At 69.5% G+C, this 13,641-nt stretch carries 11 protein-coding genes; 6 read left to right on the top strand and 5 right to left on the bottom strand.

What is annotated here, in order from left to right:
* Positions 1 to 3: 3 nt before the first annotated feature.
* The 3 genes from BLU84_RS06770 to BLU84_RS06755 all read right to left on the bottom strand — a co-directional run bounded on the left by BLU84_RS06770 (position 4) and on the right by BLU84_RS06755 (position 3,783).
* The gene (locus tag BLU84_RS06770; protein ID WP_074864294.1) at positions 4 to 387 is read right to left on the bottom strand and encodes a hypothetical protein; all 384 of its coding nucleotides are present in this window, start codon (positions 385 to 387) and stop codon (positions 4 to 6) included.
* A 171-nt stretch (positions 388 to 558) separates the two neighbouring features.
* The gene (locus BLU84_RS06765; RefSeq protein WP_074864292.1) at positions 559 to 1,035 is read right to left on the bottom strand and encodes a hotdog fold domain-containing protein; all 477 of its coding nucleotides are present in this window, start codon (positions 1,033 to 1,035) and stop codon (positions 559 to 561) included.
* Between the two features lie 261 nt (positions 1,036 to 1,296).
* Positions 1,297 to 3,783: an acyl-CoA dehydrogenase gene (locus BLU84_RS06755; protein ID WP_074864290.1), complete on the bottom strand. Its 2,487-nt coding sequence runs from the start codon at positions 3,781 to 3,783 to the stop codon at positions 1,297 to 1,299.
* Between the two features lie 385 nt (positions 3,784 to 4,168).
* Between BLU84_RS06755 and BLU84_RS06750 the strand changes: the two genes are divergently transcribed.
* The 5 genes from BLU84_RS06750 (at position 4,169) to BLU84_RS06730 (ending at position 9,259) form a co-directional block, all read left to right on the top strand.
* Positions 4,169 to 4,825: a TetR/AcrR family transcriptional regulator gene (locus BLU84_RS06750; protein WP_074864288.1), complete on the top strand. Its 657-nt coding sequence runs from the start codon at positions 4,169 to 4,171 to the stop codon at positions 4,823 to 4,825.
* Between the two features lie 36 nt (positions 4,826 to 4,861).
* Positions 4,862 to 6,667, top strand: a complete 1,806-nt coding sequence (locus tag BLU84_RS06745; RefSeq protein WP_233431087.1) for a phosphoenolpyruvate carboxykinase (GTP) — start codon at positions 4,862 to 4,864, stop codon at positions 6,665 to 6,667.
* Positions 6,668 to 7,043: 376 nt separating this feature from the next.
* Positions 7,044 to 7,631: an RNA polymerase sigma factor gene (locus BLU84_RS06740; RefSeq protein WP_074864286.1), complete on the top strand. Its 588-nt coding sequence runs from the start codon at positions 7,044 to 7,046 to the stop codon at positions 7,629 to 7,631.
* Positions 7,628 to 8,281 carry a hypothetical protein gene (locus BLU84_RS06735; protein ID WP_074864284.1) on the top strand — a complete coding sequence of 218 codons (654 nt, stop codon included), beginning with the start codon at positions 7,628 to 7,630 and terminating at the stop codon, positions 8,279 to 8,281. Before BLU84_RS06740 ends, BLU84_RS06735 begins: the two co-directional genes overlap by 4 nt.
* 18 nt (positions 8,282 to 8,299) lie before the next feature.
* Positions 8,300 to 9,259 (top strand): DUF4097 family beta strand repeat-containing protein, encoded by a 960-nt coding sequence (locus BLU84_RS06730; protein ID WP_083382374.1) that lies wholly within the window; start codon positions 8,300 to 8,302, stop codon positions 9,257 to 9,259.
* Positions 9,260 to 10,069: 810 nt separating this feature from the next.
* Here BLU84_RS06730 and BLU84_RS06725 read toward each other — a convergent pair.
* Together BLU84_RS06725 and BLU84_RS06720 are read right to left on the bottom strand one after the other, a co-directional pair.
* A complete protein-coding gene (locus BLU84_RS06725) occupies positions 10,070 to 10,831 on the bottom strand; it encodes a LytR/AlgR family response regulator transcription factor (RefSeq protein ID WP_074864283.1) in 762 nt (253 codons plus the stop codon).
* Positions 10,828 to 11,913: a sensor histidine kinase gene (locus BLU84_RS06720; protein WP_139174726.1), complete on the bottom strand. Its 1,086-nt coding sequence runs from the start codon at positions 11,911 to 11,913 to the stop codon at positions 10,828 to 10,830. The genes BLU84_RS06725 and BLU84_RS06720 overlap by 4 nt, the downstream gene beginning before the upstream one ends.
* Before the next feature lie 140 nt (positions 11,914 to 12,053).
* Between BLU84_RS06720 and BLU84_RS06715 the strand changes: the two genes are divergently transcribed.
* A complete protein-coding gene (locus BLU84_RS06715) occupies positions 12,054 to 13,325 on the top strand; it encodes an aspartyl/asparaginyl beta-hydroxylase domain-containing protein (protein ID WP_233431086.1) in 1,272 nt (423 codons plus the stop codon).
* The last annotated feature ends 316 nt before the right edge of the window (positions 13,326 to 13,641 follow it).

Below are 13,641 nucleotides of genomic sequence, written 5' to 3'. Positions count from 1 at the left end.
GCCTCAGGCCGACGTCGCCAGCGGTATGGCGAACAGCACTGCTCCCAGCACGAACAACGCCGTCAACACATGCACCATCGGCCGGTTGATGCGCAGGAACACGAACTGCTCGATGGTGCGGCCGACCCAGAACAGCGACATGCCCAGCAGCACCGCGCGACCCAGCGCGGTGCTGTGCAGTTCTTCGGCGAAGAGAAAGCACAGCGCAGCGACGCCGGCGGCGACGTAGATCAGGCGCAGGTTGAGGATCTGGATGATCGCGCGATCGGCCACGGTCGCGGTGCGCAGGGTCTCGCGCCAGCGGAAGATCCGCCAGAAGGCCATGTGGAAGACGGCGAAGCCGAGGCTGTGCAGGCCGGCGAGGTAGATCCACTGGGTGGCGGTCATGGCGGGGCCGATGCGGGGTAGAGGGCGATTGTGGCAGCGGGGATGGCGCCGTTGGTGCGGATGTTTCGTTTGCGACTGTAGGAGCGGCGCGAGCCGCGACCGCGACATCGCGCTTACGCCGCAAGCCGGATGTCGCGGTCGCGGCTTGCGCCGCTCCTACAGGGGCTTCGGTCAGTCGCGCTTGGGCTTGGGCGAAACGCGCATGGCGATGCGGGCGCGGAACACGGGTTCGCCGGCGGGGTTGCTGATTTCGACGTTCACCGGCAGGTCGTAGGGCGCGTCGGATTCGACGAGGGGCGCGGCGGGCGTGGCCACCGCGCGCAGGGTGCCGACGGCTTTTTTGAGGTATTCGACCTGCATGCCGATGGGGATCCAGCGCATCGACTTGGGAATGCTGACGTCGGTCATCACGCCGCCGGTGAGTTCAGCGAGGTTGCACATGGCGATGGCGTGGACGGTGCCGAGGTGATTGGTGACGGCGCGGCGGTGCTTGATCGTCGCGCTGCAGCGGCCGGGTTCGAGCGATTCGAAGCGCGGCTTGATGCTGCCGAAGTAGGGCGCTTTCATGCACACCGCGCGCGAGAACAGCCAGTGGCCGGCGGGGTAGCGGGTGAGTTTTTTGTACAGGGCGAGGACGTTGGCGCTCATGGTGGTGGCGGGTCTTCGTTGAATGGTTGAGTTCGCGCCGTTCCTGCCTATCCGTCATTCCCGCGAAGGCGGGAATCCAGAGACTTCAGAGTCATGCCTCGGTGAAGCCCTGGATTCCCGCCTTCGCGGGAATGACGGTAGGTAGGGGCGTCGCGGTTGATGGGTCGTGCTTGCGCCGGTTGAACGCCGCATACCAAAACGGCGGACCCGAAGGCCCGCCGTTCCAGTCATGCATCGCCTCGCATGCGCGAGTCCGCAGGCTTACGCCGCCGCGCGCGCGTCGCCGCGACCGGCGTCTTCCTGCGCATACGGCCTGTAGCCGGCCGAACGCAGTTCGGCGGCGTCGAAGTCGTCCACGCTGATCGCGTCGATGGTCATCTCGCGCAGCTCTTCAAGCTGCTTGCGCTCCTCCATGGTGATCCAGCCTTCGCGCACGCCCTCGTCGAGCTGGCCGGCGAAGTCCAGCGCCTGGATGTCGCTGTTCTTCAGCGCCTTGAGGAACTTGCGCTCGACCGGCTCGGCCAGGATCACCTTCTGCAGGTAGCTGTTGATGCGCCCGGCCGGGTTGTTCGCGCACGGAGTGAGGAACACGCCGTCGGCGAGGCGGTCGCGGGCGTCGTTGGGCGACATCAGCAGCGCCGCGGCGCGGTGGCCCAGGCGGTCGCTCGGCGCCTGCGCGCGGCGGCCCCAGGGGAAGATCAGCGCCCACAGCAGGTAGCCGACCGGACGGATCGGGAAGTTGCGCAGCGCGCCCGACAGCGCCAGTTCGATCTTGTGCACGGCGTCGTGGAAGGCCCAGGCCAGCAGCGGCTGGTCGCCGACCGGACGGCCTTCGTCCTCGTAACGCTTGAGCATCGAGCTTGCGATGTACAGCTGGCTGAGCACGTCGCCCAGGCGCCCGGACAGCGATTCCTTGAACTTGAGCTTGCCGCCGAGCAGCAGCATCGAGGTGTCGGCCATCAGCGCCAGCGTGGCCGAGTAACGGTTGAGCTTGCGGTAGTAGCGGCGGGTGTAGGTGTCGCCCGGCGCGGCGCCGATGCGCGAGGCGGTCAGGCCGTACCACAGGCTGCGCACGGCGTTGGAGATGGCGAAGCCGATGTGGCCGAACAGGTTCTTGTCGAACTCGCGCAGCGCTTCGGCCTTGTCGGGCAGCATCGCCGCCTTCATTTCCTTCAGCACCCACGGATGGCACAGGATCGCGCCCTGGCCGAAGATCATCAGCGAGCGCGTCATGATGTTCGCGCCTTCCACCGTGATCATGATCGGCACCGCCTGCCAGTTGCGGCCGGCGTAGTTCTTCGGGCCGAGGATGATGCCCTTGCCGCCGTGGATGTCCATCACGTCCTTGGCCACGTCGCGGGCCATGTCGGTGCAGTGGTACTTGGCGATGGTCGAGGGCACGGCCGGGTTTTCGCCGCGCGCCACGGCCGCGGCGGTGGCCTGCGACAGCGCGCTGACCGCATAAGCATGGCCGGCGATGCGCGCCAGCGCTTCTTCCACGCCTTCGAAGCGGCCGACCGACAGGCCGAACTGCTTGCGGATGCGCGCATAGGCGCCGGTGACCACCGCGCCGAGCTTGGAGCCGCCGCTGCCGGAGGAGGGCAGGGTGATCGAGCGGCCGATCGACAGGCACTCGACCAGCATCTGCCAGCCCTTGCCGGCGTAGGCTTCGCCGCCGATCAGCTGGCTCAGCGGAATGAACACTTCCTTGCCGTGGATCGGGCCGTTCTGGAAGGTGCAGTTGAGCGGGAAGTGGCGGCGGCCGACTTCGACGCCGGCGGTGTCGCGCGGCACCAGCGCCAGGGTGATGCCGATGTCGCGCTTGTCGCCGATCAGGCCGTCCGGGTCGTACATGCGGAAGGCCAGGCCGATCAGGGTGGCGACCGGGGCCAGCGTGATGTAGCGCTTGTCGAAGGTGAGCTTGACGCCGACCACGCGCGCGCCGTTCCACTCGCCCATGGTCACGATGCCGTAGTCGGGAATCGAGGTCGCGTCGGAACCCGCCCACGGGCCGGTGAGGCCGAAGCAGGGCACTTCGCGGCCGTCGGCCAGACGCGGCAGGTAGTGGTCTTTCTGTTCCGCGGTGCCGTAGTGCATCAGCAACTCGGCCGGGCCCAGCGAGTTGGGCACGCCGACCGTGGAGCTGACCACGCTGGAGATCGACGACAGCTTCTGGATGACCTTGTGGTTGGCCAGCGCGGTGAAGCCCAGGCCGCCGTATTCCTTGGGAATGTTGAGGCCGAAGAACTTGTTCTTCTTGATGTAGTCCCACAGCTGCGGCGACAGATCGGCGTCGACGTGAGTGATCTGCCAATCGTTGGTCATCTTGCACAGCTCTTCGGTCGGGCCGTCGAGGAAGGCTTGCTCCTCGGCGGTCAGCACCGGCTTGGGCTGGCTCAGCAGTTGCTGCCAGTCGGGCTTGCCCGAGAACAGCTCGCCTTCGAAGCCGACCGTGCCGGCCTCCAGCGCGGTGCGCTCGGTTTCCGACAGCGGCGGCAGGATCTTGGTGTAGAAGCCCAGCAGCGGCTTGGTGATCAGCGGCAGGCGGATCGCCGGAATCAGCAGCGGCAGGGCGATCAGCGCGACCAGCACCGCGGCGACGATGGTCGCGGTCGGATTGGCGCCGAGCAGCCAGCAGGCGACCAGCGCGGTCGCGGTCAGCGCGGCCCACACCGGCAATCGCAGGCGGTGGTAGGCGGCGATCGCGCCGATAAGCAGGAAGGCGAGGAAGGGGATCGCGATACTCATGACGGCGCTCCAGAGAGGTGCGGCTGGACCAGGCTAGTGAGGGCAGCTAGTAAGGACGGTGGCCGGGCCGGGCTGTTTTTGGGAGCCAGGCCCTGTTTACGGCGGGTCGGGTCGTTCGCATGTGATGTCCGGCATTCAAACGCTGGCATCAAACGCATAACATACGGTCGAGTATGGGTGCGCGCTCGGAGTGCTGTCAACCGACCGGCGCGCTTTTTCGCGCAACGCTGCGTCCGCACCGCGCGCGCCGCGGAAAAGCGCGCACAAGCGGCGTTTTCGACGGAGTTCGTGTTGCGATGCAGCATTATCTTCCTGAGCCGATTCGGAACGGTTTGCTGCACTGCGTACTGTTCCCGACCAAGGCGTATGGATAAACTTGGCAGCCATGAACCAGCCCGCCCCGAACAAGTCCGAGCCCTCGCTCGACACCGCGTCCGCCGACGCCAAGCCCTCCAGCAAGGCGGAGGCCAGCAAGCCCGAGCGCAGCGGACGCCTCAGCGCCGACGATTGGGCGCAGGCCGCGCTCGATCTGATCGCCGAGCAAGGCGTGGCCGCCGTTGCGGTTGAACCGCTGGCGCGACGCCTCGGCGTAACCAAGGGCAGCTTCTACTGGCACTTCCCTTCGCGCGATGCGTTGCTGGTCGCGGCGCTGGAGCGCTGGGAGAAAGTCGAACAGGAAACCGTGTTCGGCCAGCTCGAGCCGATCCCCGATCCGCGCCAGCGCCTGCGCTCGCTGTTCCACCTCGTCGCCCACGAGGTCAAGTCGCACATCATCTATTCCGAACTGCTCAAGGCGCTGGACCATCCCGCCGTGCAGCCGGTGATCGGCCGCGTTTCCGAACGCCGCCTGGATTACCTCACCGCATCGTTCCGCCAGGCCGGCCTGAGCCGCACCGACGCGCAGCACCGCGCGCGGCTGCTCTACGCCGCCTATGTGGGCTTCCTGCAGTTGAACCTGCAACTGCACCAGACCCGCATGCAACACGACGAGTTCGAGGCCTATGTCGAACACATGATGGCCACGCTGATTCCCTCGTCGTAAACCGCTTCCTTTTCCGATCCCCCGGAGAGCACTGCCGTGAATGCCAATTTGAAAGATCCCGCCCCCGCGACTGCCGCGCCGGGGAGCGCGGGCAGTTCGTTGCCGGCGCTCAACCAGTGGGTGGCGCAGGTGGCCGCGCTGACCCGTCCCGACGCGATCGTGTGGTGCGACGGCAGCGACGCCGAGTACCAGGCGCTGCTGCAGCGCATGCTGGCCGACGGCACACTGGAGACCTTGAACCAGGACACCCATCCGGGCAGCTACCTGCACCGCTCGCATCCGGACGATGTGGCGCGCGTGGAGCACCTGACCTTCGTGTGCACCCAGCAGCCCGAAGACGCCGGCCCGAACAACCACTGGATGGCGCCGCGCGACGCGCACGCGAAGATGGACGCGTTGTTCGAAGGCTGCATGAAGGGACGCACGATGTACGTGATCCCTTACTGCATGGGCCCGATCGAATCAAAGCTGGCGCGTTGCGGCGTGGAGATCACCGATTCGCCGTACGTGGTCGCCAACATGCGCACGATGACGCGCATGGGCGCGGCCGCGCTCAAGCGCATCGAAGGCGGCGACTCGTTCGTGCGCGGCCTGCATTCGATCGGCGAGCTCGATCCCGAGCGCCGCTTCATCATGCATTTCCCGGACGAGCTGACCATCAAGTCGTTCGGCTCGGGCTACGGCGGCAACGCCCTGCTCGGCAAGAAGTGCCACGCGCTGCGCATCGCCTCGCACCAGGCCCGCAACGAAGGCTGGCTGGCCGAGCACATGCTGATCGTCGGCATCGAGAACCCGCAGGGCGAAACCCATTACGTCGCCGCGGCGTTCCCGTCGGCCTGCGGCAAGACCAACCTGGCCATGCTGATTCCGCCGGAAGGCTATCGCCAGGCCGGGTGGAAGGTGTGGACGGTCGGCGACGACATCTGCTGGATGCGTCCGGGCGCCGACGGCCGCCTGTACGCGATCAATCCCGAGGCCGGCTACTTCGGCGTCGCGCCGGGCACCTCGGCCAAGTCGAACCCGAACGCGCTGGCCTCGATCCAGACCAACACCATCTTCACCAACGTCGGCGTCACCGCCGACGCGCAGCCGTGGTGGGAAGGCCTGGACAACGGCCTCGCCCCGGTCACCGACTGGCGCGGCAACGGCTTCGACGCCGCCAAGGGCCCGGCCGCGCATCCCAACGCGCGCTTCACCGTTTCGGCCAAGCAGTGCCCGAGCTATTCGCCGGAAGCGGAAAACCCCGCCGGCGTGCCGATCTCGGCGATCGTGTTCGGCGGCCGCCGCGCCTCGCTGGTGCCGCTGGTGTTCGAAGCGCGCGACTGGACCCACGGCGTGCTGGTCGGCGCGGCGATGGGCTCGGAAACCACCGCCGCCGCGACCGGCGCGGTCGGCGTGATGCGCCGCGACCCGATGGCGATGAAGCCGTTCTGCGGCTACAACTTCGCCGATTACTTCGGCCACTGGCTGTCGTTTGACCAAGCCGGCGCGAAGCTGCCGAAGGTCTTCCACGTCAACTGGTTCCGCAAGGGCGACGACGGCAAGTTCCTGTGGCCGGGCTTCGGCGACAACCTGCGCGTGCTGGAGTGGATGATCGGCCGGGTCAAGGGCGAGGCCGGTGCGGCGGAAACGCCGATCGGGCATCTGCCGCAGGCGAGCGACCTCAACCTCGACGGCGTCGCGCTGAGCGAGGAGGCCCACGCCAAGCTGTTTGGCTTCGACCACGCCGGCTGGAGCGCCGAGTTCGACAGCATCGGCGAGTACCTGCGCGAGTACGGCCCGCGCATGCCGCAGGCGCTGCACGACGAGCAAAAGCGCATCGCTGCGGCGTTGAAGGGCTGATCGCGCCGTTCCTTCTCCCGCTTGCGGGAGAAGGTGGCCCGCAGAGCCTGCCCCTGCGTAGGCAGGGGGCCGGATGAGGGCACGCGGCTGCGGCCCCTCACCCCAACCCCTCTCCCGCAGGCGGGAGAGGGGCTTCGGTGGTCCCGCCTGCCGGGCATTCCGGCCGGGCGCGTTTTCCGTCGTTACGCCTCTTCCAAGCCGTCATCCCCGCGAAGGCGGGGATCCAGGGCTTCACCGAGGCATAGCGCTGAAGTCTCTGGATCCCCGCCTGCGCGGGGATGACGACCTTGAGCAGACGCGGCCCTTGGCTCTTCGCCGCCCGCGGCCCGCCTCCAACGCCTTAAACCCTGAGCCCCGACCCCGCATCGGACTCAGTATGCTGACCGCCGTGAACGACACCATGCCCGACGCCGCCCCCGCGCTCGATGCCGACGCCGACCAGGCCCTGGTCGCGCAGGCCGCCGCCGGCGGCGTGGCCGCCTTCGAGGCGCTGTACCGCCGCCATGCCAGCCGCGTCCACGGCGTCATTGCGCGCCTGGTCGGCTACCACGGCGCCCGCGCCGAGGATCTGACCCAGGAAGCCTTCGTCCGCGCCTGGCAGGCGCTGCCGAACTTCCGCTTCGAATCGGCGTTCGGCACCTGGCTGCACCGGCTCGCGGTCAACACCGCGCTGATGGAATTGCGCGGCCGTCGCAGCCGTCCGTTCGAGGACAGCGACGAGGAAACCTTCGACACGCTCGGCAGCGCCGATTCGGCCGGCCACGTCACCGCGCTGTCGATGGACCTGGAGCGCGCCGTCGCCAGCCTGCCGCCGCGCGCCCGCGCCGTGTTGGTGCTGTACGACGTGGAAGGCTGGAAGCACGAAGAGATCGCCGCCGAACTGGGCATGGCGGTCGGCAGTTCCAAGGCGCAATTGCACCGCGCGCGCAGCCTGCTGCGCGCCCGGCTCGGAGAACAGGCATGAACGACAACGAACTCCATCCGCGCGGCCCGGACCGCGCCGGCGAGGGCGAACTGCCCGACGCGCTGCGCTGGCAACTGCGCGCGCTGCGCCGCGACCAGCCGCCGTCGCGCGACCTGTGGTCCGGCATCGCCGCACGCCTGGGCGAGCAGGCCCCGGCCGGCGAACAGGCGAAGCCGACCGAACCCGCCGTACGCGTCGCCAATGAGTCCGCCGCGGTGGTCGCCCTGCCGCGCCGCAACGCCCCCTCCCGCGGCTGGATGGCGCCGCTGGCCCTGGCCGCGAGCGTGGCCGCGCTCGCGGTCGGTCTGGGCGCGCATTTCCGCGGCGCCCAGGATCCGTCCGCGCCGGCCGGCGGCTACGCGGCCGTCCAGCCCACCGCTTCGTCGGCGGCCCGGCCCGGCGCCGCGCCGAGCCTGCTCCAGCGCGAGGCCCAGGGCATGACCTTGCAGTACCAGGCCGCGCTGCGCGAAGTCGAACCGGTCTCGGCCGCTTCGGTGGCGATGAAGCCGGCCTTCGACGACCTCGACCGCAACGCCGCGCTGATCCTCGATGCGCTTTCGCACAACCCCGATTCGCGGATGCTGCTGGAACAGCTGCGCCGCACCTACGCACGCCGCCTCGCGCTCGCGCAGCGCCTGGCCTACACCTGATCCGAGGAGAACGCTCCGATGATTCCCGCCGCCTTCCGCAACCGCAGCGTTCCACGCGCCGTCGCTCCCGGCCTGCCGGCCCTGACCTTGACCGTGGCCCTGGCCGCGGCGCTGCCGGCCTTCGCCGCCACGCCGATCAACGAAACCCGCGCGCTCGATCCGCTCGGCAGCGTCGAGATCGACAACGTCAAAGGCTCGATCCAGGTCCGGGTCTGGGACCGCCCCGAGGTCAAGATCGAAGGCTCGCTCGGCGACGGCGTCGAGAAGCTGGCGATCGAAGGCGACAAGCAGCAGCTGTCGATCAAGGTGCGCTATCCCAACCGCGGCAGCGGCATCGGCTTCCTCGCCGGCGGCGACAAGGGCGAGCCGAGCGATCTCAAGATCACCGTGCCGCTGCGCGCCAAGCTCGACATCGATGCGGTGTCGGCCAGCGTCGACGTCAACGGCGTGGCCTCGCGCGAGCTCAAGATCGAAAGCGTCAGCGGCGATGTGATCGTCGCCGGCGCGCCGCGCGAGGCCCAGATCGAGAGCGTCAGCGGCGACCTCAACCTGACCCTTAACAGCCCCAAGGTTTCGGCGCAGACGGTCAGCGGCGACCTGAACCTGCGCGGCCGCCTCAGCGGCGAGGCCTCGGTGGAAACCGTGTCCGGCTCGGTCGACATGGCCGCGCACGAATCGAGCTTGAACAAGATCTCCGGCGAGTCGGTGTCCGGCGATCTGCGCATCGCCGCGGCGCTCGCCGCCGGCGGCGAGATCGGTCTGAAGACGGTCAGCGGCGATGTGCGCCTGCGCCTGCCGCGCAACCTGTCGGCGGTGGTGCGCGGGGAGAGCTTCAGCGGCGACCTGCGCGCACCCGACGCGCAGATCCAGCGGCCGAAGCACGGCCCGGGTTCGAGCTTCGAACAGCGCTACGGCGGCGGCAACGGCCGGGTCCGCCTGGAGACGTTCTCCGGCGATGCGGTGCTGGATCTGAACTGATCGGCCGATGCAGGAAGGCGCGCTGCGACAGGCGCGCTTCGGGCCGCCGGCGATGCTGCGGCGGCCGCGACGGGACATTTCGCGAATCGTGGGTTTCCGCGTCGTCGAATTGGCGGGATCGAGCGGCGGTAGTTTCGCCGCGTTGCATCGTAAGGATGGCGCTTGTCGGCGGCTTGCACCGCGCGCCATCGCCGCGACCGGCGCGATGCGCAGGCGCGGTCGGTTTTCCATCGACACTCCGGGAGTCGCGCCCCTCGGCCGGTTCCTTCCGGCCGCGAGGCGCGACGGTCCCGCATCATCCCTTGCTGCCGAAGGCCGCGGTGCCAAGCGCATCCGTGCGCGCGTCCCGCAGCCCCCGGTCCGATGCGCATCCTTGCGCATGTCCCCGATCCGCCGGCGCGATACGCATCCTTGCGCACCTGCCGACCTTCCCGCTTCCCCGCGCGTCCTTGCGCGATCGGGCCCTCCTTGGCCGCGAAGCCGGAGCAGACACCGCGCACAGGCGACAGGCGGCGGAACCTGGGAACCGCCCATCGACCCCGAACCGCACCGGAACAGTCCGCAGCGACGATGCCGCCAGCCCAAGCGGCAAGGCCTTCCTTGGCGCTGCATCGCGCGTCCCATGCGTGTGTCTACAAAAACGATGCTACGCAGGCGCAACGGCGGTGGTAAGCGCTGTGGGACGAAGCGCACGGCCGCGACGACGAACTGCACGCGGACGTCGTTACGGCGCGGCGTTCGCGCCGATGCGCTGCGTTTTCGCAGCGTTCGCCGGCCGTCGATGGCCGTTGCGCGATGGCCGCGAACGGCTCAGCGTGGCTGCAGCAGCGCGCGCACCGCTTCGCGGTAGTTGCGTCCGCTGCGCACCTGCTTGCCGCTGTGCAGGGTCAGGCGGAAGCGCGCCGATTCCAGCGGCCGGATCTCGCGCACCGCGCCGGCGCGCACCAGCAGCGAGCGGTGCACCTGGACGAAGCGGCGCGGATCGAGCTCGGCCGCGAACGCGGCCAGCGGCTGGCGCAGCACGAAGCTGCGCTCGGCGGTCTGCACTTCCAGGTAATTGCGTTGCGCGATCACCAGTTCGATGTCCTCGACCGGCACCAGCACGCGGCGCTGGCCGAGCGGCAGCGGCAACCGTTCCGGGTAGACGCGCGGCGCCGCCGGCTCGGGCGACGCGATCGCGGCCGCGGGTTCGTGCGCTGCCATCGCACACGTTTGCACCAGCCGCGCGAGGGTTTCGCTCAAGCGCCGGGCCGAGACCGGTTTGAGCAGGTAGTCGGTCGCGCGCACTTCGAACGCGCGCACCGCGTGCTGCTTGTAGCCGGTGACGAACACGATCGCCGGGTGCGGCGGCGGCAGCCGCGCCAGCGCGGCGAAGCCGTCGGCCTCGGGCATCTGGATGTCGAGAAACACCGCGTCCACCGGCGTGCGCGCCAGCGCCGCGGCCAGGTCGGCGCCGTCGCTGCATTCCACCGCGACCTCGACCCGCGCGCCGTCGCTGCGTTCGAGCAGGCGGCGCAGGCGCGCGCGCGCCAGCGGCTCGTCGTCGACGATGGCCACACGCAACGCGTTCATGGCGCCGGCGCCGGGTCGGCGGCGTTGGCGGGCCGGGTGAGCGGCAGGCCGACCCGGACCAGATGGCGGCCGTCGGGCGTCGGGCCGTGCTCCAGCGTGGCGGCCTCGGCGTACAGCCAGCGCAGGCGCTCGCGCGTCGTCCCCAGGCCCAGGCCGCTGCCGGGCGCGGAGCCGCCGGCGGCGAGCGGATTGGCCACTTCGATGATCAGCCGCCCGTTTTCGCGCGTCGCCCGCACCGACAGCAGGCCGGGTTCGCGCCGGCGCGCGATCGCGTGGACGATCGCGTTCTCCACCAGCGGCAACAGCAGCAGCGTGGGCACCGGCAGGTCGAGCGCGTCGTCGTCCAGCGCCCACTGGGTCTGCAAGCGCTCGCCCAGGCGCAGTTGTTCGATGCCCAGGTAGGTGCGGATCAGTTCGGCCTCCGCGCGCAGCGGCCGCAGCGGCGCCTGGTCGGCGTCGAGGCTGTCGTGCAGCAGCTCGGCCAGGCCGACCAGCACGTCCTCGGCCACGTCGGGGTCGCTGTGCACCAGTTCGGCGATCGAGTTGAGGGTGTTGAACAGGAAGTGCGGGTGCAGCTTCGCGCTCAACGCCTCCAGCCGCGAGCGCGCCAGATGCGCCTCGACCTGCAGCAGCCGGCGCTCGCGCTCGCGCATGCGCTCGGACAGCACCACCGCGTGCGCGGCGGCGACGATCATCCAGGCCATCATCACGTTGTTGCGCAGGCTCATCAACGCAACGGTGGCGAAGTCCGGCAGCACTTCGAACCAGACGTGGATCGAGTTGGTGAAGTACATGTGCGCCGCGCGCAGCAGCACCGCGGCGAGCACCGCCAGCGACTGGATCGCCAAGGCGCGACCGATCCGGCCCGGCTCGATCGGCCAGCGCCGCACCACCCACACCAGGCCCAGGGTGATCGGCACCCAGGTCAGCCAGATCGACAGGCTGTCGACCAGGATCTTGGCGAACGGCTCGGGATGGCCGCTGGCCTCGCTCATGCTCAGTACCTGCCCGGCGTAGACCACCGCATAGGCGATCCACCACAGCAGGACCAGGAGCCACAGCGGGGGCAGGCGCAGGCGCATCGCGAAACGGTAGCGAGCGCCGACGATGCCCACAATCCCCGCCACGCGACGGCGCGACGCCGAAGCCGGCTGGCCGGCACCGGCGGCCGTGCTTATGCTGGAGGCTGCGCCGGCGCCGCCGGCGGCCGCGGGGGCGGGTCTTGAACGAGCAAGTCAATCAACTGGTCCAGTCCGCCGGCCTGGCCTCGCGCGCGGGCCGCTGGCAGGACGCCGAGCGGCTGTGGCAGCAGGTGCGCGCGCTGGCGCCGCAGCATCCGCAGGCGCTGTACAGCCTGGGCATCCACGCCCTGCAGCGCGGCGACACCGCCGGCGCGCAGGAGCTGCTGCAGGCCGCGCACAACGCCGCGCCGCAGGATCCGATGATCCTGCTGTCGATCGGGGTGGTCGAGCGCGAGCGCGGCAACGTCCAGGGCGAGTGGGACGCGATCCAGGCCGCGCTGGCGCGCGATGCGTATTTCCTCGCCGGTCTGTTGGCCAAGGCGGCGTGGCTGGAACGCCAGGGCCAGGCGCGCGCGGCCGCGCAGGCCTGGCGCAACGCGCTGACCGTGGCGCCGCCGCCGCCGCACTGGCCCGAGGCGCTGCGGCCGCAGCTGGAACACGCCCAGCGCAAGCTCGAGGAATACCGCGACGAATTCACCGCCTTCCTCGAGCACCGCATCGGCGGCCCGCGCGAGGCGCTGGCGTTCGGCGCGCGCGGACGCTGGCAGGAGGCGGCGTCGATCCTGGTCGGGCGCAGCAAGCCGTATCTGTCGGACTGCAACCAGCTGTGCGTGCCGCGCCTGCCGGCGATCCCGTTCTTCGAGCGCGAGCAGTTCGCCTGGGTGCCGGAGCTGGAAAGCCGCACCTACGACATCGTGCGCGAGATGCGTCAGGCGCTGCGCGACGAGCAGGCCGAGTTCACGCCCTACATCGAGTACCAGCCCGGCGATCCGGTCAACCAGTGGCGCGAGCTCAACCATTCGCGGCGCTGGAGCACCTACAAGCTGTGGAGCTATTCGCAGCCGGTCGACGCCCATCTGGCGCGCTGCCCGGCCACGCGCGCGGCGCTGGAGGCGGTGGACATGGCCGACATCGCCGACGTCTGCCCGAACGCGATGTTCTCGGCGCTGGCCCCGCACACCCACATCCCGCCGCACCACGGCGAGACCAACGCGCGGCTGGTCGCGCACCTGCCGCTGATCGTGCCGGAGCAGTGCAGCTATCGGGTCGGCTTCGAGCGGCGCGAGTGGAAGGTCGGCGAGACGCTGATCTTCGACGATTCGATCGAGCACGAAGCGCGCAACGACAGCGACGACCTGCGCGTGGTGCTGATCTTCGACGTATGGAACCCGGCGCTGTCGCTGGCCGAGCGGGCGATGGTCGATGCGATGATGAAGGCGCATCGCGAGTTTTTGGCCGGGGCGGAGCGTTGAGGCGGGCGCAGGTGCAAGGGCAAGCGCAGCCGTTTTCTTGCGGGATGGCGTCAGACGCGATGCATCCGCCGCTTTGCCAGCAACCGACATAACTCCCAGCCCGTCATCCCCGCGAAGGCGGGGATCCAGAGACTTCAGAGCCATGCCGCGGTGAAGCCCTGGATCCCCGCCTTCGCGGGGATGACAGCGTGTGGGCGACGCGGCATTCGGCATCCTGCATCCGGCACCTCGCTTCCGGCATCCGGCATCCGGCACTCCGAATTTCGCATCCGGCATCCCGCATCGCCAATGCCGAACTCCGAACAAAAAAAGAGGC

The sequence above is a fragment of the Lysobacter enzymogenes genome (assembly GCF_900106525.1).
Classification (GTDB): Bacteria; Pseudomonadota; Gammaproteobacteria; order Xanthomonadales; family Xanthomonadaceae; genus Lysobacter; species Lysobacter enzymogenes.
The sequence above is the reverse complement of the archived record's forward strand: the minus strand, read 5'-3'. Positions and strand labels throughout refer to the sequence as shown.

Coding starts and splice junctions, on each gene's coding strand:
- BLU84_RS06770 (WP_074864294.1), bottom strand. CDS start 387: ATGACCGCCACCCAGTGGATCTACCTCGCCGGCCTGCACAGCCTCGGC.
- BLU84_RS06765 (WP_074864292.1), bottom strand. CDS start 1,035: ATGAGCGCCAACGTCCTCGCCCTGTACAAAAAACTCACCCGCTACCCC.
- BLU84_RS06755 (WP_074864290.1), bottom strand. CDS start 3,783: ATGAGTATCGCGATCCCCTTCCTCGCCTTCCTGCTTATCGGCGCGATC.
- BLU84_RS06750 (WP_074864288.1), top strand. CDS start 4,169: ATGAACCAGCCCGCCCCGAACAAGTCCGAGCCCTCGCTCGACACCGCG.
- BLU84_RS06740 (WP_074864286.1), top strand. CDS start 7,044: ATGCTGACCGCCGTGAACGACACCATGCCCGACGCCGCCCCCGCGCTC.
- BLU84_RS06735 (WP_074864284.1), top strand. CDS start 7,628: ATGAACGACAACGAACTCCATCCGCGCGGCCCGGACCGCGCCGGCGAG.
- BLU84_RS06730 (WP_083382374.1), top strand. CDS start 8,300: ATGATTCCCGCCGCCTTCCGCAACCGCAGCGTTCCACGCGCCGTCGCT.
- BLU84_RS06725 (WP_074864283.1), bottom strand. CDS start 10,831: ATGAACGCGTTGCGTGTGGCCATCGTCGACGACGAGCCGCTGGCGCGC.
- BLU84_RS06720 (WP_139174726.1), bottom strand. CDS start 11,913: ATGCGCCTGCGCCTGCCCCCGCTGTGGCTCCTGGTCCTGCTGTGGTGG.